Annotated in this window: 15 protein-coding genes; 2 read left to right on the forward strand and 13 right to left on the reverse strand. The window is 67.3% G+C overall.

Annotated elements, in window-relative coordinates; genetic code table 11:
• Positions 1 to 6: 6 nt before the first annotated feature.
• Genes ASE67_RS15390 through ASE67_RS15410 form a run of 5 tightly spaced genes read right to left on the reverse strand, consistent with a single transcriptional unit; the run spans position 7 to position 7,254 of the window.
• Complete coding sequence (locus tag ASE67_RS15390; protein ID WP_055763401.1) at positions 7 to 1,176, reverse strand: VWA domain-containing protein; 1,170 nt, start codon at positions 1,174 to 1,176, stop codon at positions 7 to 9.
• A complete protein-coding gene (locus ASE67_RS15395; RefSeq protein WP_055763403.1) occupies positions 1,173 to 3,377 on the reverse strand; it encodes a DUF5682 family protein in 2,205 nt (734 codons plus the stop codon). Before ASE67_RS15395 ends, ASE67_RS15390 begins: the two co-directional genes overlap by 4 nt.
• Positions 3,378 to 3,381: 4 nt before the next feature.
• Positions 3,382 to 4,461, reverse strand: coding sequence for an AAA family ATPase (locus tag ASE67_RS15400; RefSeq protein ID WP_055763405.1), 1,080 nt, complete (start codon positions 4,459 to 4,461; stop codon positions 3,382 to 3,384).
• Positions 4,458 to 5,870: a DUF5691 domain-containing protein gene (locus ASE67_RS15405; RefSeq protein ID WP_055763407.1), complete on the reverse strand. Its 1,413-nt coding sequence runs from the start codon at positions 5,868 to 5,870 to the stop codon at positions 4,458 to 4,460. Before ASE67_RS15405 ends, ASE67_RS15400 begins: the two co-directional genes overlap by 4 nt.
• Entirely contained in the window at positions 5,863 to 7,254 is a 1,392-nt protein-coding gene (locus ASE67_RS15410; RefSeq protein ID WP_055763409.1) for an SWIM zinc finger family protein, read from the reverse strand. Before ASE67_RS15410 ends, ASE67_RS15405 begins: the two co-directional genes overlap by 8 nt.
• Positions 7,255 to 7,475: 221 nt before the next feature.
• Between ASE67_RS15410 and ASE67_RS15415 the strand changes: the two genes are divergently transcribed.
• Together ASE67_RS15415 and ASE67_RS15420 are read left to right on the forward strand one after the other, a co-directional pair.
• Entirely contained in the window at positions 7,476 to 9,380 is a 1,905-nt protein-coding gene (locus ASE67_RS15415) for a beta-L-arabinofuranosidase domain-containing protein (RefSeq protein ID WP_055763411.1), read from the forward strand.
• A gap of 101 nt (positions 9,381 to 9,481) precedes the next feature.
• Complete coding sequence (locus ASE67_RS15420) at positions 9,482 to 10,426, forward strand: 3-keto-disaccharide hydrolase (RefSeq protein ID WP_235511935.1); 945 nt, start codon at positions 9,482 to 9,484, stop codon at positions 10,424 to 10,426.
• Between the two features lie 67 nt (positions 10,427 to 10,493).
• Here ASE67_RS15420 and ASE67_RS15425 read toward each other — a convergent pair whose 3' ends face one another.
• The 8 genes from ASE67_RS15425 to ASE67_RS15460 all read right to left on the reverse strand — a co-directional run bounded on the left by ASE67_RS15425 (position 10,494) and on the right by ASE67_RS15460 (position 20,097).
• Positions 10,494 to 11,660, reverse strand: coding sequence for an ROK family transcriptional regulator (locus ASE67_RS15425; RefSeq protein ID WP_082457181.1), 1,167 nt, complete (start codon positions 11,658 to 11,660; stop codon positions 10,494 to 10,496).
• 45 nt (positions 11,661 to 11,705) lie between these two features.
• Positions 11,706 to 12,983: an MFS transporter gene (locus ASE67_RS15430; protein WP_055763415.1), complete on the reverse strand. Its 1,278-nt coding sequence runs from the start codon at positions 12,981 to 12,983 to the stop codon at positions 11,706 to 11,708.
• A 4-nt stretch (positions 12,984 to 12,987) separates the two neighbouring features.
• Entirely contained in the window at positions 12,988 to 13,698 is a 711-nt protein-coding gene (locus ASE67_RS18800; protein WP_082457182.1) for an acid phosphatase, read from the reverse strand.
• Positions 13,695 to 14,432, reverse strand: a complete 738-nt coding sequence (locus tag ASE67_RS15440) for a DUF1868 domain-containing protein (RefSeq protein ID WP_200922242.1) — start codon at positions 14,430 to 14,432, stop codon at positions 13,695 to 13,697. Before ASE67_RS15440 ends, ASE67_RS18800 begins: the two co-directional genes overlap by 4 nt.
• Before the next feature lie 32 nt (positions 14,433 to 14,464).
• Positions 14,465 to 17,098: a TonB-dependent receptor gene (locus ASE67_RS15445; RefSeq protein ID WP_162236353.1), complete on the reverse strand. Its 2,634-nt coding sequence runs from the start codon at positions 17,096 to 17,098 to the stop codon at positions 14,465 to 14,467.
• A 205-nt stretch (positions 17,099 to 17,303) separates the two neighbouring features.
• Positions 17,304 to 18,059, reverse strand: a complete 756-nt coding sequence (locus ASE67_RS15450) for an SDR family NAD(P)-dependent oxidoreductase (RefSeq protein ID WP_055763423.1) — start codon at positions 18,057 to 18,059, stop codon at positions 17,304 to 17,306.
• Entirely contained in the window at positions 18,056 to 19,321 is a 1,266-nt protein-coding gene (locus ASE67_RS15455; RefSeq protein WP_055763425.1) for an MFS transporter, read from the reverse strand. Before ASE67_RS15455 ends, ASE67_RS15450 begins: the two co-directional genes overlap by 4 nt.
• Positions 19,318 to 20,097, reverse strand: coding sequence for an SMP-30/gluconolactonase/LRE family protein (locus ASE67_RS15460; RefSeq protein ID WP_162236354.1), 780 nt, complete (start codon positions 20,095 to 20,097; stop codon positions 19,318 to 19,320). The genes ASE67_RS15455 and ASE67_RS15460 overlap by 4 nt, the downstream gene beginning before the upstream one ends.
• Position 20,098 lies beyond the last annotated feature (1 nt).

Below are 20,098 nucleotides of genomic sequence, written 5' to 3' on the forward strand. Positions count from 1 at the left end.
GGCGGGTTAACCCTCCGCGCGCACCAGCTTGATATCGCGGTCGGCGGCACAGCCATGCACATCCTCGCGGCGTAGCGCGGTCGCCATCAGCTCGGGAAATTGGTCGGGGGTGCAGGCGAAGACGGGGATGCCCAGCGCCGCCACCTGCGCGGCGAGGTGTGGGTCATAGGACGGGCGACCGGTGTCGGTCAGTGCCAGTAGCACGATGACATTGACTCCCGACACCGCCAGCCGCGCCAGCCGGTCGACCAGCGCCCGCGCATCGCCGCCTTCGTACAGGTCGGTGATGAGTATCAGATGCGCCTTGCCCGGCCGCTCGATCCGATCCTCGCAATAGGCGACGGCCTGATCGATATCGGTGCCGCCGCCCAGCTGGATACCGAACAGCACCTCGACCGGATCGGTGAGTTCTTCGGTCAGGTCAACGATCGCGGTGTCGAAACAGACCAGCTTGGTCGCGACGACCGGCAGCGAGGCCATGACCGCGGCGAAGATCGAGGCATAGACCACCGAACTGGCCATCGATCCCGACTGGTCGACGCACAGGATCACCTCGTCCAGATCGACGATCCGCCGTTGCTGGCGCAGGAAGCCGATCAGGCGTTCGGGGACGATGGTGCGGTGCGCGTGCTGGTAGTGGGCGAGGTTCGCGCGGATCGTGCGCGGCCAGTCGATATCGGCGAAACGCGGGCGATGGGTCCGCCGCGCGCGGTCGAGCGCGCCCCGGATCGCGTCCGCCGTGCGAGCCTCCAGCCGTGCCATCAGCTCGGCGACAACCCTGGTGATGACGGCGCGCGCGGTGTCCTTCGTCTTTTCGGGCATGACCCCGCGCAGCGCGACCAGATCGGCGACGAGGTTCACGTCCGCCTCGACGGTGGCGAGGAATTCGGGCTCCAGCAGCATCTGGCGCAGGCCCTTGCGCTCGAACGCGTCCTTCTGAACCACCTGCACGACGCTGGCGGGGAAGAAGTCGCGGATGTCGCCCAGCCATTTGGCGACGCGCGGCGCGGATTGGCCGAGCCCGCCGCGACCCTTCTTCTCCGGCTCGCCCTCGCCGTAGAGCGCGGACAGCGCCTTGCTCATGCGGCGGTCGCTGTCGGAGAGCGGGGCCGTGCCTTCGCCATCGTCCACGCCCAGCGCGAGCGTCCAGCGGCGTTCGCGTTCGTCGTCGCTCATCGCGTGCCTCCCGTCATCAGCGCTAGGACGCGCGCTTCATGCGCCGGCCAGTATGTCTCTGCGCCCGCCAGCACGGTGTACCCCCGCGCGCCCGTGTCGGATCGGTCGAGCGCGGCGTCCATCAACCGCCGCCGTTCGCTGCGGTCGAGCGCGGAAAAGACGCGCCGGAACAAGGGCAGGCTGGCGATGAAGGTCTCCTCGTCCAGCGTCGTCAGCCATGCATCGACTGCCTGCCGCAGCGTCGCGTCGTGGATTAGCCGATCGCCCGCGCCCTCCAGAAACCCCTCGAAGAAACCCGCGGCTTCTGCGACCGGCGTGCCCGGCGACAGCATCCGGGCCAGCAGCGTGGCGGCGGCGTCGGCGGCTAGCTTTTCCGCCTCGTACAGCAATCGCGCGGCGGTGCCCGCGATCAGCCGCGTCGCCTGATCGTCGTCGAACAGCCGGGCCAGCGCGTCGTGCCATGTCGCGATAACCTCTGCATCGAGCTGCGCCAGCTGGATCGCACGCTCCGCTGCCAGGATCGCGGCGCGTAAGGCCCCCGCCGCCTCGGCATCCAGATTGCGCGCGGCATAGGGAAAGGTCAGCGCCGCCTGCACCACGATGCGCGGCATCAGGTCGCCGAGCGGCCGCGCCGTGCCGCTGCGTGCCTCGCCATAGCGCAGGATATCGGCCATCGGCGGCAGCGCGGCGAGCAGCGATTGCGCGTCGCTGGTCAGTGCTGCGCGCCGCTCCAGCAGCGCGATGCCGGTCGTGATCGCGGCGGGCAGATCGGCGATCATGGCGCTGCGCACCCGCGTCGCCAGTTCACCAAGATCGGGCTCCGCCGCCATCGCTTCGGCCAGCTTTCCGGCGGCGGCGTCGGCGGTGGTCGAGCCGTGGACGAGGTTCTCGACCAGCCGCACCGCGAATTCCGGGTTCCAGGCGAGAATCCAGTTTTCGCGGAAGGTGCCGCGAGTGCGCCCGGCGTCGGTCAGCTCGCCCCACGGCACGTCGAGCACGTGCAGCCGGTGGAGCAGCGTGGAGCGCGCCAGCCCACTGTCACTGCGCAGGTCGACCGTGAGGGGGCGCTCCAGCGCCTCGGGTTTTAGCCGCGTCGCCTTTTGCTGGCGCTGCAAATCCTCCAGCAGCGGGGCGAGCGGCGTGTCGGCGGGGATGACGCCGACTGCCGATCCGACCAGCAGCTCGGCGGCGATATCGTCCCAGCGCGCAGGTTCGCCATGGCACAGGCAGGCGATGGCGGCCTCGCGCAATTCCTCGAACCCCGGGTGCGGGCGGTCGCGCAGGGCGGCGAGCGCATGGCCCAGCCGCTGCGCCTCGATCACCGAGGCGGTGGAGACCATATGGCCACGATCGCGCATCACCCGCGCGATCCGGGCGAGCCAGATGGCGTCGCGGTCACTGCCATGGCGTGTGTCCCACAGATGCGCGCACCAGCCGGGCGCGACCACGCCGGCGCCATACCCACTCGCGCGGGCGAGGCGGGGGGCAGTCCAGGGTGCCCAGGTCGCCTTGATCTTCGCCTTTGGCCGCCCTTTCAGCAGGGCGCGATCGGCGGCCAGACTGCTCTTCGCAGCCAAGGCGGGGACATGCCACGCGCCGCAGACCACCGCGACCGGCCCGTCGCTGTCCTTGGCCGCGCGGGCGATCTCGATCCGCATATGCGCCTCCCGCGCCGCCTCGCGCGCGGACAAGGGGCCGGCTTCGCTGCGCAGCGCGGTCATCGCCTCGGCGACGGCGGCGAACACGGAGGTGGAGGCGGGGTTCTCCTCGATGACGTCGGCCCACCAGCTTTCGCCATCGGCATAGCCCGCCGCCGTGGCGAGAATGCCGACGGGATCATAGGCGATCGGGTCCTCGTCGCGGCCAGCCTGTTCGTCCTCGCCCAGCCGGTCGCTGGCGGGCAGGTCGATGAAGCGCAGCGTCGCCCCGTGCGCCACCGCCCAGCGGGTGGCCTGGTATTCGGGGGAATAGTCGGCGAAGGGAAAGAAGGTGGCGCGGGCGGGATCGTCCTCGGCATAGGTCAGCAGCGCGACCGGCGTTGCCATCGCCGGGTCGGCGAGCATCGGCAGCAGGTGCGACGCATCCGCCGGCCCCTCGATCAGCACCGTGTGGGGCCGCAGCGCATCCAGCGCATCGACCAGCCGCCGCGCCGAGCCGGGGCCGTGATGGCGGATGCCGAAGAGCGAGACCGCTGCCGCCACCGGGTCAGATCAGTTCGCTCAGCGCGGCATAATAGCCTTCATAGCCGCGCCTTTTCTTCAGCACCATCTCCAGATATTCGCCCAGCACCGCCTTGTCCTGCACCGGGTCCTTCACCACCGCGCCGATCATGTTGGCGGCGAGCATCGCGGGGGTCAGGTGCCCGTCGTTGAAGAAGGTCGCCTGGCTGATCCCGCCGACCATCACGCCGATCGCCTCGGCGGTGGAGAGGCCACCCGAGGGGGACTTCAGCGCGACCTTGCCATCCTCGGTCGCGCCGGAGCGCAGTTCGCGGAAGATCGCGACGACGCGCGCGATTTCGTCGGCGACGTTTCTGGGCGCGGGCAGGTCGAGGCTGTGCGCCATTTCGCCGACGCGCCTGACGATGATCGCCACTTCCTCGTCGGCGCTGTCGGGCAGGGGGAGCATGACGACGTTGAAGCGCCGCTTCAGCGCGGAGCTCAGTTCGTTCACGCCCTTGTCGCGGTTGTTGGCGGTGGCGATGACGTTGAAGCCGCGCTGCGCATAGATCGCATCGTTCAGTTCAGGAATCGGCATCATCTTTTCGGACAGGACGGTAATCAGCGTGTCCTGCACGTCCGACCCCATCCGGGTCAGTTCCTCCAGACGGCACAATTTGCCCGTCTCCATCGCGCGCAGCAGCGGGGTGGGGACCAGCGCCGCGCGGCTCGGCCCGTGCGCCAGCAGCTGCGCATAGTTCCAGCCATAACGGACCTGGTTTTCGTCGGTGCCCGCCGTGCACTGGATGACCATCGTCGAATCGCCGGTGATCGCGGCGGCGAGGTGTTCGGACACCCACGACTTGGCGGTGCCCGGCACGCCCAGCAACAACAGTGCGCGATCGGTGGCGAGTGTCGCCACCGCCGTTTCGATCAGGCGGCGGTCGCCGACATATTTGGGGCTGATCGCACTGCCGCCGGGCGCGGTGCCGCCCATTAGATAGGTGACGACGCGTTTGGGCGACAACGCCCAGCCGGGCGGGCGGCGGTCGGTATCGTCGACCGCCAGTACGGCCAGCTCGGCGGCATAGGTCGCTTCGGCGGGGAGGCGCAGCGTCTCGCTCATTCGGTCGGTCTCCTGTGGTCGAGCGCGGCGTTCAGCCGCAGCATGTCGAGGCGCGGGTCGGACGCGATCATCCCGACCGCCACCAGCCGGTCGAGCGCCTGCGCCGCCGCCGGGCGCGAGGCGACGAGGCCCAGCGCCAGCAACTCACCGGCGTGATCGCCCGGCCCGGCATCGCCCGCCGCCAGCGCATTTAGCAGCGCGATACCGGCGGGCATGTGGATCGCATCGTCGATCGCGCCGTCACCGCCCGCGATGGCCCGCACCATATCGAAGGTGGCGCCGTTGGCGCGGATCAGCCGTTCGGCCGCCTGCTGCCGCTGCGCCGGGGTGAGGCGCGGCAGCAGCATCCCCAGCACGTCGCGGTCGATCGTCTTGGCCAGCGTCAGCGTGTCGGCGGCGGCGGCAACGACCGGCGCGGTGCCGGAGCGCGCCAGCATCTGCGTAAAGCCCCGGTCGAGCAACGCGTCGCTACCCCATGGCCAGATCGCGACTAGATCGATCGCCGCCAGCTTCAGCGCGCGGGCGAAGCCATCGACCGGCACGGCACCGAACAGGTCGGTGCGGCGGTTGCGATAGACGATGTTCTCCGGCGGCAGCGGTTCGAGGATGCGGGTGCGGCGCAACAGCCCCCTGGTCTGGACGGCGAAGAACGCCGCCAGCGTCGCCGCGTCTTCCTCCTCCCGATCGGACGTTCTGCCGTCCAGCCCCTCGATATACGCCGTGGCGAGCGCCCGCACGCGCGGCGCGCGGTCGGCCGATGCGAGCAGGTCGAGGAGGGGGCGATCCGCGTCGGACAGGCCCGGCACCAGCGTCTGGAGCAGGCGCATCCGATGATCGGCGGGTTCGCCCGCGATTCTCTGGAGCAGTAACGCGCTGGCGGCGGCGGGATCATGCCCGCGCAGGTCGATCAGCGCGGCCAGACGCGCGGCGGGACCGAAGTCGTCCCAGGTTTCGTCCGTCAGTTCCGCCGCGTCGGTCGAAGTCGCCGCCATGGCCGCCCAATCCTGCCACGGCGCATAGACCGGCGGCACGTCGTCGTCGGCGCGCGGCATCCAGTCGCCGGGATGCAGCGTCCAGCCGCGCCGGTCGAGGAAATCGAGCAGGTGGCGGCGCGTATCCGGCGCGCGCACCGACCGGAGCAGGCGGCGCGCGCTGGGGCGGAACAGCTCGGGCAGCGGCGGACGGGCCAGCACCGGGATATCGCCCGCCGGCTGCACCGCCCCCGCCGGCTCGGCGATCACCTGCGTGCCCACAAACTGGCCGGACAGTGCGAGCAGCCGCAGCTCGGCCTCTTCGGGAGCATCGCCCAGCGTATCGCGCCAAGCGGGCGGGGCATGGCGCACCGCGCTGCCGCCCATCGTCCAGCGGGTCAGCACGGGGGTGAGGTTGTGCAGGATCGCGTCAGCCATGGCCGATCCGTCCCCATGCGCTCTGCGCCGCCAAAATCTCCAGCCGATGCGCCGACCAGAGCGCGGCGGTGCAGGTCAGGTCGGTGCCGGTCATAAGCCCCGTGGCTTCGCCCGCCAGCGGCAGGGGCGTCGTGCCGCCGTGCGGTTGCCACCACGGCGCGCCCGCTTGGTCGATGCCGACGCGGCCGGGCGGCAGCAGCACCGGGCGTTCGGCCGCCCATGGTTCGGCGAGGAAGGGCGTGGTCAGCAGCTCCGCCAGCGGTGCGGCGGGGCGGGGCCAATCGTGCGGCGGGCCGTCGATCGCGCCGGCCTCTCGCCGGACCAGCAGTGCGCGCAGCGGCGCGCGCGCGGGGTAGAAGAGGATGTCGCCGACGAATTGCTCGCCGGGCACGAACGCCGATCCGCGCCGCCCGGTGCTGGCGGGAAAGAAATCGAGCAACATGGCAAAGCGCGGGCCGTCGCCCAGGTTGAGCAGCCATGTCGTCTGCGCGATCAGCCCGTCGCGGCGGGTCCGCACCTGTTCGGCCAGCACGTCCCACGTCGCGGTGATGCGCAGCGCCGCCGGATCGTCGAGCAATGCCTCGCGCCGTTCGGCGGCGGCGACCGCGCGGCGCAATTCGGCATCGCGGGGGGCGGCGCGAAACGCGCGGGCCAGCATCACCAGCCGCGCCAGCTCGACGGTCGCTCCGCGTACCCGGTCGCCGGGGGGCAGCGCCCATATCCGCGCGGGCAGTTCGTCGACATGCCCCGCCAGTGCCGCCGCCTTGCCATCGACCAGCCGCGCGCCGATCCGGCGACAGCGCGCGGTCGCATCGTCGATGAACCCGGCAAGGCCCAGCCGGAGCTGATCGCCGATCCATTGCTCCAGCGCCTCCAGCGCGCCGAGGATCGCACGGTCGGTGTCGTCGGCGCGCCTGGCGTTGGCGGCTTCGCGCCTGCCGGCGGCCGTGGGGTCTTCGGCAGGCTCCGGCTCCCGCGCGGCCCCCAGATCCTTTGCCGACGGGCCGGGCACGCCGCTCGCTACCGGGGCGGGCTGTGGCGCACCGCTGGCCGGTCGCCTGCGCCCGAGCCATTCGACCACCCAGTCGGGGGTGTCGGCGGCGGGGAAGGGCAGGATGGCCTCTGCGTGCATCCACAGCAGGGCGAGGGCATGCTTGCAAGGGAATTTGCGCGACGGGCAGGTGCATTTGCTCCCCAGGTCGCGCAGGTCGGCGGTCACGCGGTACGGGTGTGCGCCCGATCCGGCACACTCACCCCAGATCAGCGCGGCGTCGTGGCTGGACCCCAGTCCCGACCATTTGCCCGGCTTCGCCAGCCCCGCCGCCGCCTTGAGCGAGGCCTGATCGGTGGCGAGCTGTTCCACCGCCGTCACATCGATCGCCACGCAATCCCCGACCCGTTGCTTCGGCGGCGATGATACGGCGTGCCGCCGAAAGCTCAATGCGCTTCGGATCGTCGGCGTATCATGGTCGACAGGGGCATGGCGTCGGGCGCCGTTCCGGTGGTAGCGTCCGGTCCACAGAAGACGGCGCTGCGCCGCGTTCGGGGAGAAGATGCTTGACCCACGACCATGGCTGCGCATGCCATTCGCGCCGCGACGTCCTGATGACCGGCGCGCTGACAGCGGGGCTGGCGCTACCGTTTCCGGCATCGGCGCATGCGGCGCAACCGGCGGTGGCGGGGCAGCCGGTGGCGAGGCTGCAGCCGTTCGACATGGCCGATGTGACGCTGGGCGAAGGGCCGTTCCTCCACGCCCAGCGCAAGACCGAGGCGTATCTCCTGTCGCTGCAACCCGATCGGATGCTGCACAATTTCCGGGTCAATGCCGGGCTGCCCCCCAAGGCGCCGGTCTATGGCGGTTGGGAATCGGAAGCGGCGTGGGACGAGATCAACTGCCATGGCCATACGCTCGGCCATTATCTGTCCGCCTGCGCGCTGGCCGGTCGCGCGACCGGTGATGCCCGCTACCGCACGCGCATCCAATATATCGCCGCCGAGCTTGCCGCGTGTCAGGCGGCGGCGGGCAGCGGGCTGGTCTGCGCATTTCCCAAGGGGGCGGCGTTGATCGCGACGCATCTGCGCGGCGATCCGATTACCGGCGTGCCGTGGTACACGCTGCACAAGGTCTATGCCGGCCTGCGCGATGCGGTGGTGCTGGCCGACAGCGCCGCCGCGCGCGCGGTGTTGTTGCGGTTGGCCGATTGGGGCGTCGCGGCCTGTCGTCCGCTGTCGGATACCGCGTTCGAAGCGATGCTGGCGACCGAACATGGCGGCATGAACGAGGTCTATGCCGATCTGTACGGCATGACCGGCAACGACGAGTATCGCACGCTGGCCCAGCGATTTTCGCACAAGGCGGTGTTGGTGCCGCTGTCGCAGGCGCGCGACCATCTTGACGGACTGCACGCCAATACGCAGGTGCCCAAGATCGTCGGGTTCCAGCGGGTGTACGAAGCGACCGGCGACGCAGCCTATCGCGACGCGGCGGCGTTCTTCTGGCGGACGGTGGTGGAAACGCGCTCGTTCGCGACCGGTGGGCATGGCGATGGCGAGCATTTCTTTGCAGTCGCCGACACGCCCGCGCATGTGTTCAGCGCGAAGGGATCGGAGACCTGCGGCCAGCACAACATGCTGAAGCTCACCCGCGCGCTGTTCCTGCACGATCCGCGCGTCGACTATGCCGATTATTACGAACGCACGCTGTATAACGGCATCCTCGCATCGCAGGACCCTGACAGCGGCATGGCGACTTATTTCCAGGGTGCGCGGCCGGGATATATGAAGCTGTACCACACGCCGGAGGACAGCTTCTGGTGCTGCACCGGGACCGGCATGGAGAACCATGTCAAGTATCGCGACTCGATCTATTTCCACGATGCGTCGGCGCTGTACGTGAACCTGTTCGTGCCGTCGGCGGTGCGCTGGCGGGCGAAGGATGCCGTGCTGACGCAGGTGACGCGCTTTCCCGAACAGGGCACGACCACCCTCCAGTGGCGATCGAAGCGGCCGACATCGGCGACGCTCAAGCTGCGGCATCCTGGGTGGAGCCGGAGCGCGACGGTGCTGGTCAACGGGGCGGAGGTCGCGCGCTCGGACCTGCCGGGCCGGTATCTCGATCTGACGCGGGTGTGGCGCGATGGCGATCGGGTCGAGCTGCGGATGGAGATGACGGTCGCGGCGGTGCCGTTGCCGGCGTCGTCGACCATCGTCGCCTTCACCTATGGGCCGCTGGTGCTGGCCGGTGCGCTGGGACGCGAGGGGCTGGCCCCTGGTGCCGATATCATCGTCAGCGAACGGCGCTATGGCGCGTATAACGACACGCCCTTCACCGCGCCCCGTCTGCGCGGCGATCCGGAGGCGCTGGCGCGCAGTGTCCGCGCGACCGGCCGGCCGCTCGAATTCACGATCGCATCGGCGCAGGGCGCACCGATCCGCCTGATCCCCTATCACCGGATCGCGCATGAGCGGTACGCGACCTACTGGGACGTCGCGCCGGCGGCCCCTGCCTGATCCGACCATCGACCGCGCGAATTGCATTCCCGTGATAGCGATAACACGCTAGGCTCACGCCCTAAGCCGCTGATTAGGCGGCATATGGGGAGGGAATGGATATGCGCGGCACGGTGATGCTGACGGTCTTCGCGCTGCTGGCGGGCGATGCGATGGCGCAGGAGTCGAACGAGCAGGCGCGGGCGATCGCCGGGGCGCCCGTCACGGCGCGACAGCGGCTGGAGCTGGTCGACATTCCCAAACCGGTGGGCAAGGCGGTGGCGCTGTTCGACGGGCGCAGCCTCGATGGCTGGAGCGCGTGGCTGGGCTATGCCGACCCCGCCATGACCTATCGCGCCGATCCGGCGGTCAGGCCGATCGGGACGGGGCGTCCCACCACCGGCGATTTCGCGGTGCGCGTCGTCGATGGCGCACCGGCCCTGTGGGTGAAGGGGCAGACCTGGGGCAGCCTGGTCCACCGGGCGGACCTGCGCGACTATCACCTGCGGCTGCAGTTCAAATGGGGCGCCAGGACCTGGGCACCGCGCGAGACGCTGCCGCGCAACAACGGCCTGCTCTATCACACCCACGGCGTTCCGGGGGAGGTGTTCGGGACCTGGCGCCCCTCGGTCGAATTCGAGATCATGGGCGGATCGACCGGCATGATCGTGGCGGTCGGGGGCAAGGTTCGCGGACATACCGACGTCGCCTTCGACCCGTCGATAATCGCGCCGCATCTCCGGTACCGGCTGGGCGGACGGGAGGTCGACCTCGTGAACGGAACGCCGACCTGGAACGTCGAGGTGGCGAGCGATGCCGAACGTCCGGTCGGGCAGTGGAACACGCTCGACCTGTACGTCGTCGGCGACCGTGCGGTGCATGTCGTCAACGGCGTTCCCGTGGCCGATGTACGCGACCTGGCGACGATCGACGCCGACGGCGTGCGCCGCCCGCTGACGCACGGTCAGATCCAGCTGCAGTCCGAGGGGGCGGAGACATGGTTCCGCCAGATCACCGTGGAGCCGATCCGCACGCTGCCCCGCATTGTCACGGCAGGAACGAAGTAGCGCGACGGACGGCACGTTCCCCGCCAGCCGTCTGGACGAACCGGAGGGCGTTGAACCGATCGGGTTCCTAAAGGAGGCTCAGGTTGAAACACAGGGCGCTCGCGCCCAGTGCCGCAGCATCGCCATTGACCCGGGATGCGACCAGGGTGGGGAAGGCTCGATCGCGTCCGCGCACCGGTACGCTGTAGTAGGTCAGTCGCGCCGCCAACCTTTCCCCCAGTGCCGCGGGGAGACGTCCGCCGATCACGATCGCGTCGGGATCGGCGACTGCACCGATAGCGGATATGATCGCTTCGGTCGCAGCAACGGAGCGATCCAGCCATCGCTCGATCGCAGCGGCATTCAGATCCATCTCGTCGAGCATCTCGGCAAGGATGTCATAGGTCAGGCCGTCGTCGGCAAGCATCGATCGCAGGGAGGTCAGTGTCGGCCTGTCAGGTCGCATCGCGGGCGGCAGGAGGCCGGTGAACTCGCCCGCGTTGCCGCGAGCGCCGCGCACGAGCCGTCCGTTCTGAACGAGACCGCCCCCAAGGCCGGCATCGACGTAGAGATAGGCGAAGTCGGAATAGTCCGTGCCATGGCCATAGAGATACTCGCCCAGCGCGGCGGCGTTGCCGTCGTTGTCCAGAATGATCTCCAGCCCGAGCGAGCGTTCGAGGTCGTGCTTCAGGTCGGCAACGGCCCAATCCTCCATCCCGAGGGGAGCATTGATCCGTTCCGGATCGCGGATGAAGAAGCCGGGCAGCGCAAGGCCCAGGCCGCAGATGCGATCGGGGGGCACGTCGCCCGCTTCGACAAGCCGATCGATCAACGAGGCGATCGATTCCACCACATCCGTCCGGGAGGCCCCCACCGTCGGTGCGGCCAGCGACGCGACGACGCTTCCCGACAAATGGACCAGATCGACGGTCATCATGTCCGCGCGAACCGCGACCCCGAATGCATAGGCTGCATGTGGCGCGAGCGATAACGGAAGACTGGGCTGGCCCGTCCTGCTCATCATCACCTTGTCTTCTGCGATCAGAAGACCGTCGCGCATCATCTGATCGACGAGGCGGCTGACCGTCGGGAGCGCGAGGCCGGAGCGACGCGCCAGTTCGGCCCGAGAGACAGGCGCATCCCGGCGGACCGTGCCGAGTAGTTCCCGTTCATTGGCGCTGAGGGGCCGGAACCTGTTATGGTGCCAGACCGCGTGTCCGAAACGCGGCTCCGACGAACGACCCTGGTCGGTCAATGCTTTCTCCGAACTGCGGTCATCCCCTGCTGGACGTCCTTATGTTCAAGTCCGGAACAGCTGTCCACGCCGGATGACCAACAGGCCGGTCACGACGATCACGCCGATGACCGTCGCCACCACCATCAGCGACGACACCATTTGACCATCGGTGCGATCGATCCGGGTGTCGAGGGCTGCACCGACCAAGAGGACCGCTATTCCCTGGGCGGTCTTGGCGAACGCGGTAAATCGGCCCAGCACGGCAAGGGCGTTTCCTTCGGATGCTCGGCCTGCGATGCCCGACCATAATGTGAAGAGAACTCCGCCGGAGCCGATGCCGTACAGCAGCGCGATGACGAGCGCGCCTGGCAAGGAGGTCCGGTCGAGCAGGATCAAGGCCGAGCTTCCGGCGAGCATGACCGCCATCGAGATGCCGAGCAGTGTAGATGCCGTCAGGCGCGAGCTGGCCTTCAGCCACCCGGGCTGCGACGCCGCGCCACCGACCGCAACCAATCCCATGAAGGCGGTCGCCGACAGACGGCCGCCCATTCCGTATGATGCCAGATAGGGTTCGAGCTGACCGAAGACCGTCGTTGCCAGCGTCATCACGCCCATCATCGCGGTCAAGGTCCAGACCCCTTCGAGGGGCCTGCGATCGCGGACCGGCGAACCGGCGCGCTGAGGACGGGCGCCGACGGAGCGCGTGAGGAACGAAGCCCCGGCGATCATCAGGACAGAGAGCGCGATCACCAAAGACAGGAACAAGGAGGCGCTTTCGGCCGGTGCCTGTCGCGCCATGATCGGAACGAAGGCGAAGGCGAGCAGAACGCGCGCGGCTCCACCCGCGACGTTTCGTGACATCGTCAGTCGACGGCGTTCAAGATCATCCACTGCCGCGAGCGAGAGCAACGCATTCTGCGGCACGTCGACGAACGCGTAGGTGGCCCGAAAGCCGAGCAACGTCAGTACGGCGCCGGCCAGTCGAAACGGCAGGGGTAGAAAGGCGATAGAGGCGAACAGCATGAGCGCACCGGCGCTGGCGACGGCGCCCACGAGCTGAAGCCGGATTGGATCGCGACCTGCCATGCTCGTGCTCAGCAGTCGAACGAGGGCGAGGTCCGCCACGGCCGCGAACAGGAGGGAACCGCCAACGACCATTCCGGTGTGGAGTGGAGGCAGGCCGCACACCTCTGTCATGAAGAATGCGAAGTAGAGATCGCTCACGGTCCAGAACAGCGTCTTGCCGCCGTGCGCGAAGCCGTAGGACCAGACGGGTGTTCCCTTAGCTGAAATCGTGCCGGACGAAGCGACGGGACTGGCACGGCATTTCTGCAAGATCACACCCCTATCGGGCGGGGGCGAGTTCTCGACGGGCCGCCTCTACATCAGCTCTGAACCGTGCCGAACCGTGCAGTACCGCCACGATCGCTGCCGCCGCCTGTCGTCCGGCTTCCACCGCGCTTACGCTGTGCGCTCCGCAGATGACACGGCTGTTACCATATTCGTAGCCACGCTGCAGGATGGCAGCGGCACGATCCGGACGCAGCTCGGCAAGAACCAGCGCTACCGTGGTTCCCCAGCTGGTATGTCCCGAGGGATAGTCGAAGCTATGCGACAGCTGGACCTTGTCTTCGCATACCGGCCCGTCATCCCGCAGGAACGGACGTTTCCGGGCATAGACGGGTTTCACCGCGTTCACCGCCGCGGCGACGTCCGGACGCATCGCGATGAGCAGCCGGGTCAGGGCAGGGTACCGTTGCATCGTCAGCGGCATGCCGACCGCTTCGGAATAGTCGCTCAACATCGCGGCCGTACCTTCATCGACGTCCCCCGTCGCCATTTGCCAGCGGGCGCTGTCGACCGCAGGGCGTCCCGCCCGAAACGTGGCGCGATCGCGATCCTCGAGGGGCGAACCCGGAGCGGGCGGCGGCGGCAGGAACCGAAGAAGATCGATGCCTGGCCCCGCCAGATATCGGTCGGGTGCCGAAGCCGGTGCGGCACCGATCATGGTGACCGCGCAGATAATCGGTGCCGTTCTGCGGATGATGGCCCTCATGACAGATAGAACTCCCGCTTGAACGCGAACATGTCCTTCAGAATGCAATATTCGGGATTGCCGAGTTCGATGATTGGCGATCGCCGTGCGATCATCGCCTTCCAGCCTGCAAGCGATTGCCGCCAGGCGCGTTCCTCGTCCGGCGTGAGCGCGGCGAACTGATATCCCAGCGTGATGTGGAACCGGTAGCGATCATGATCCGGTTCCCGGATGCCGGTCACCTCGGCCAATCGGTCGCGCAACCGTCGGAGGCGGGTCTCCATGCCCTGGTCTGCCGGTAGCAGCCGGACGGTCAGGGGGGTCTCGTTCGCCGGCGGTTCGTCCATATTGACGCGCATCCGGTACGGAGCGGCGTCCTCCCCGAGGCGAAACGTCCGCAATCGCTCGCCCAGTATCCGGTCGCATTCCGCGATCGGCGTGTCGAGCGGCATGCCCGCCGGCCAGTACGGATAGCGTCGGGCCTTGTCGTTCGCACCGCCGAAGATCGTCATATGGTAGCTGGACGGGGGCAGCGCGGTCATCTTGCGCGCCCAGGGTTCACCGGGCAGCGCCCGGTACACGTCGAGCAGCGCGTCGAAGGCCTGTGACCCGTTTCCCTGCTGGGGGACGTGGCAGATGATCGTATTGCCCTCGAACGGCAGCACGCTGCCATCGGCCGCAAATTTGCGGCCGACATCCGGCGGCCGGCGATCGGACGCTGCTGCGCGCGATGCCACCAGTCCCGCGAACGCCAATCCGGTTCCCTTCAACATCGTTCTCCGCGTCGTCATAGCTTCACCTTCGCGCCAACAAGGACCTGCCGCGGCAGCTTCCACGTCGATTGGAGCAGTTCCTGATCGCGACCGTACCGCTGCTCGATCCCCTGCTTCGTAAGGTTCAACGCGTCGAAGCTGACGGTCACGTTCGGGGTGACGTCGTAGGAAAGCTGCAGGTCCACGTTGTCGGTCGGCTGCTGGAAGCGGTTGGCGTAGAAGCCGGTGGGCGTGAAGTTGGGAAAGCGATCGTCCCACAACTGGCTCAGATGGTTCCAGGCCAGGCGACCATGGACCTGCGCCTTGTCGTACGACAGGGCCGCGTTGAAGATTCGCGCAGGCTGGTTGGGCAGGTTATTGAAAACCCGCACGGACTGGTCGGACAGCGTGATCGGGAAATAGGCCCGTCCGAATGACGCGTTCGCACTCACGCCGAAGCCGTCCAGTGGCGCTGGCAGGAAGGTGAGATCGTAGGACGCCCCGAGTTCGACGCCGTAAGCCCGCACCGTGCGGTCGGTGTTGCGCGCCTGAGTCACCAGAACGGGCACGGATACGTTGGGCAGCGTCTCCAGCGTGCCGAAGGTGAAGATGTCGTCCTTGATCCATTTGTAATACGCAGCGATCGAGATGATCCCGCGTCCGCCGTCGATGTACCAGTCGTGGCCGATGTCCAGGTTGGTCGCCCGTCGCGGCTTCAGATCGGGATTGCCCGTCGTGAGCGACGGGGGATTGCTGATCGTGTTCAGCACCCCGCCACGCAGCGACGATGCACCGAAGCTTGGACGGCTGACCGTCATGCTGGCGCCGGCACGCAGCTTGCTGTTGTCGCTGGTGCTGATGACGGCCGATATCGACGGCAGGACGTTCGTGTAACTGTTGTCTGCGGAAACCGGGGAGTAGATCCCGTTCGTCGCCTGCGTGCTGCTCGAGCCGGCTTTGGTGTGTTCGACGCGCAATCCGCCTGCGACGAAGATGGCGTCGCTACGGAACTGCGCTTGCAGAAACCCGGCGGCAACGTCTTCGCGCGTCGCGTAGGTGCCACCGGCCTGTGCCGCCACATCGATCGTTGCCGTGGCAGCGGCGCGTGCCGTTCCGAAAAGGCTGTCGACTTTGGAGGGGGCGATGGTCGGGATCGCAGTGTCGCAGAGGAAGCCGCACAGCGTGCCGCTTGCTGCATCGGCCAGCGTGTAGCGCAGACCGGTATAGTTCGTCCGGGCAAGGCTCACGTCCTGCCGAATGACGGTGAAGCGAGCGCCCGCGATCGCGCCGAACCCGCGGTCGTCCGTGCGGGCGTTGTAGCCAAGGTTCGCCTGCAGGTCGTAGCGGTCCTCGCCCAGCCGGTATCGTTCCTCGCGGTGGAGCGTGGCGGGATACAGGGCCTGGTTGGCTGCGGCGGTTGCGTTGACCGGGGTGAACCGCGGAACGTCGGCGCTGGTGTCATAGGTGTATTGGAGACGGGTCTGCGCAAACGCGTCGACGGTCTGTGGGTTCTCGACCCGGCTACGCGACCAGCTTGCCCCCACGTCCGTACGCCAGCGATCGCTCAGCTCGGCATCGGCGCGGCCGTACACGCCGGTCACGTTTCGCTGCCAGCGGTACCGGCCCAGCTGCGCGGTCTGCGTGACGTTCGACAGGGTCCCGCTCGTGGCCGTCTGGTTGGACACGGTGGCCGAGGATTGCACGGCCGCGTTCAGGTCGTTGCGGAACGATCGTTCGCTCTGGTCGAAATGATAGGCGCTGATAAAGGCCGACAGGCCGTCAGCGGGCTTCCAGTCGAAACGGCCTTGGAAGCCGAGCCGTTCGCGTTCGTTCTGGTAATTATAGTAGAGCCGCTGCGAAGGGACCGCAAAGCCCGTTCCACCATAGGGCGTCGTCAGTACGCCAGCCGCCGTGTACCAGTTGCGGGTGCCGCCCGTTTCGACCTGCGGCACGTTGATCTGCCGCTTCCAGTAGGTGGCGGACAGGTAGAGGCCGAACTGACGATCCGCGCCGAACCGGGTGGCGCCGGCAGCTTCGGCCTGGCCGCCGAAATGATTGCCACCGTTCTTCTTGTCATCGAGCGCCGCGCCACCCTTGACCGACGCGGTGAGCGTGGTGTCGCGGAAATCGAAGGCGCTGGCGGTCGCGAAGTTTGTGAGGCCGCCGATGAAATTGGCATCGTTGGATGGCAGGGCCGATTTGATGACGTCGATGTGGGAAGCGAGGTTCGACGGGAGCACCTCCATCGAAATCTGCCGCCCGCCGGCGCTGCTCTGCCCCAGGTTTATGTCTGTCGACGCGAGGCTGAAGCCATCGATCAGCAGGTCGTTATAGGTCTGGTTGAACCCGCGGACGATCACGAACCGTGGTTCGCCCTGGTACAGGAGCGTGTTGACGCCGGTGACCCGCTTCAACGCGTCTCCGGCGTTGAAGTCAGGAAGCTGACCGATTTCGCTTGCCGACACGGTGTCGATGATCTGTTCGGATGCCCGCTTGATGCGAACAGCCTTCTGGTTCGATGCGCGCACGCCCGTGACGACGATGTCGCCAGCGTCCGGTGCCGTGGCAGGCTCCTGTGCCTGTGATTTCTGTGCCCATGCAGCCTGCACGTTCGTCATCATGAGCAGCGTCGAACCAAGCAACAGCGCCCGGCGATAGGTCCGAATCATCATCCCCTCCTTATGTTTGGGAGAGACTAACTTATGGTACGTTACTATTTCAATAGTATGACATGGACTTTTTGATCGAGGCAGAGGCGCGAGCAGAATTTTCTTGGGAGCGGCTACGTGTCATTCGCCGTGCGGGCTGCTGCACGCTCGCGATCCGCTATCCCGAAAACCGATTTCGCTTCATTCCGTCCGCCCCGTCGGATTCCTACAGACGCAAGCCTCCGTCGATCGCGACGACTGCGCCGTTCATGTACGCGCCTGCTTCCGAACATAGTAGCGAAACAATGCCGACGCAGTCCTCCGGCGTCCCGATGCGGCCCGCCGGTATGCGTTCGAGGACCGCCTGCTCATATGCGGGGTCTTCCAGCCGTTGCCGGTTGCGGTCCGTCAGAATGGCGCCCGGCCGTACGACGTTCAGGGTCACGCTGGGGGCCGCGTCGTGGCGCGCGAGGTTCAGGATGACGCTCGTCAGTCCCGCCTTGGTCGCGTTGTAGAACAGATGGCTGGCGTTGGGCCTCTCCTCCTGAACCGATCCCATGGCGACGACACGACCCCAACCTCGTTCGCGCATGTTCGGCAGACACGCGCGCAGCATGTCCAAGCTGGCCGTCATATTTACCGCGAACTGTTTCAGGATGGCCGCCTCCGACAGATTCTCAAGCCGCTCAGGCAGTTCGAGCGATGCATTGAGGACGAGGATGTCGATCGGGCCCAGTCCGACGGTTACCTGCCGCACCAGCTCCGTACCCGCATTGGCACGCGAGAGATCGGTGTCACAGGCGATGACGGGCCAGCCTTGCTCCGTCCACGCCTGCATCACGGAAGCGCGCCGGACCGCATCGACTCCATGGCAGACGAGCGACGCCCCCCGCCGCCCGAGTTCCTCGGCGACGGCGCGACCGATGCCCGCGGTGGACCCGGTCACAAGGGCTACGCGCCCTTTGAGATCCTGTTCGGTCATTTGCCATCTCCGGCGTTACGGGCATGCAGAAGCATTGTCGCGAACATGACGAGGCCGCTGACCGCCGCCACGATGGCGAGCAGGGTCATGCCGGCGGCGACGCCGTGATCCTGCTTCAATGCGCCCATCGCAGTGGGGGCTATGGCGGCCACCACGTAGGCGAATGCCACGATCCAACTGGTTACCGTCGCGCGCTGTCGATCAGGCACATGATCGAAAATCGCCGCGTACAGGTTGGCATCATAGACGCCCCGGATGAGCCCGAAGATTCCCAAAGACAGGTAGACGACACTTTCGCTTCCACCATGCCCGGACAGCCAGATCCACGGTGCGGCGAGCATCAATGCGAGTCCCATCAGCATGAGCCGGCCCTTGGGACGTCGGGTAAGCCAGCGGTCGCTCGCCCAACCCGCCGCGAGCAGTCCCCCATATCCCAGCAGGTGATGGAGAAACACCGCCTCGAACCCGGCTTTCGCCAATGACAGCCCGAACCGTTCGGTCAGGATCGTCGGCATCCAGGTGAGGTATCCAACCAGAACAAACACCAGGCCGCTGAACCCTATTGCCTGCACCAGTAGCGCCGGCGTCGACAGGACCAGCCGAAGCCCGGCGAGCGAGCTCGCGAGTGCGCTTTCGCCTTCGGCCGGGTGAGGCCGTTCCCTGAGTGCAGGGGTGCCGAGACGCCGTACCCGCAGCGCGATGACGCCGGCCCATGCCAAGCCGATGACACCGAACGTGACGAAGCTCATGCGCCAGCCATACTTGTCGGCAATCCATCCCGCGAAGAGGCTGCCCAGCACCACGCCCGTGTAGTTCGCGGTCTGGTGGAGCGCGAGTGCCCTGGTTCTCGTCTGCGTGTGATGCTGAGCGATCAGGGTGTTTGCTGCCGGCGCGTATAGCGCTTCCCCCATCCCGGTCGCGATGCCGCGAAAGACCAGAAGCGAAAGCAGTCCGACGGCTTGACCGGTGAGCAGCGTACCCAGGCTGAATACGAGAAGGCTGGCGATCACGACCCGTTCGCGTCGTCCGCGGTCGCCCAGTACCCCGGCGACGGGTACCGCCAAGCCGAAGACTACCGAGAAGGTCGTCGCGATCAGTCCCATCTGCAGGTCGCTGAGCCCGAACTCGGACCTGATCAGGGACAGCGTGACGCCGAAGATCTGACGATCGCCCTGATTCAGGAAGAAGGCTACCCATAGCAGGGCAACGACCTCCCACCCTCGGATGGAGGACGCCTTGGTCTGCTGATCGTGATGCATCATAGCGTGACTCCAAGCAGGACACCCGTTGCGGTTCCGGTCACGATGAGCGGCCAGTAGCCAAGCGGATCGGTCGCGATGCCGGCGGGATGGCGATCGGGCAGGGCGATGTCGTTGATCGTTCGCGCAGCCGGATCGTAGAGCCTGATCAGTCCCGATCCGTACACGCAGGTCGCCACGGTTCCGTCGGGGAGTAGGGCGACACCATCTGCTCCGATCGGACCAGGCGTTTCGAACAGGGGCTCCAGCCTTATCGGGGAGGTGCCGTTCCTTTCCCCGACAAGGACCCGACAGCCATATGTCTCGGCGACGTAGATATTGCGACCATCGGGCGACAGGCAGATGCCGTTCGGGAACAACAGCCCGTCCGCGATCTTGACCGCCGCACCGGCGGAGTCCAGCCGGCAGACATAGCCGGTTGGGTCTTGTCGGGATTGGCCGGGGCAGGTGAAGAAGACGTCGCCTTCGAGGCCGAATGCAAGATCGTTCGGCGCCGCAAGCGCTTCGCCATCGATGCGGTCGAGGATCGTGCTGATCTCACCGCTTGCCGGGGTCAGTCGCCGGACGGCATTCGTGACCTGGTCACAGAACCAGACGGTGCCATCCGGGGCGTGCGCCAGTCCGTTGGGTGATCCTCCCGTCGCGTAGCGGGTTATCACCAGATCGCGACCGATCCGGAGGATCGCACCTGCCCGCAGCTCGCTGATCCAGACGGCGCCATCCGACGCGACCGCCGGCCCCTCTGGAAAGGAGAGGCCCCCGACGAGCGTATCGATCATC

The sequence above is a fragment of the Sphingomonas sp. Leaf23 genome, from assembly GCF_001421585.1.
In the GTDB taxonomy this organism is placed as follows: Bacteria; Pseudomonadota; Alphaproteobacteria; order Sphingomonadales; family Sphingomonadaceae; genus Sphingomonas.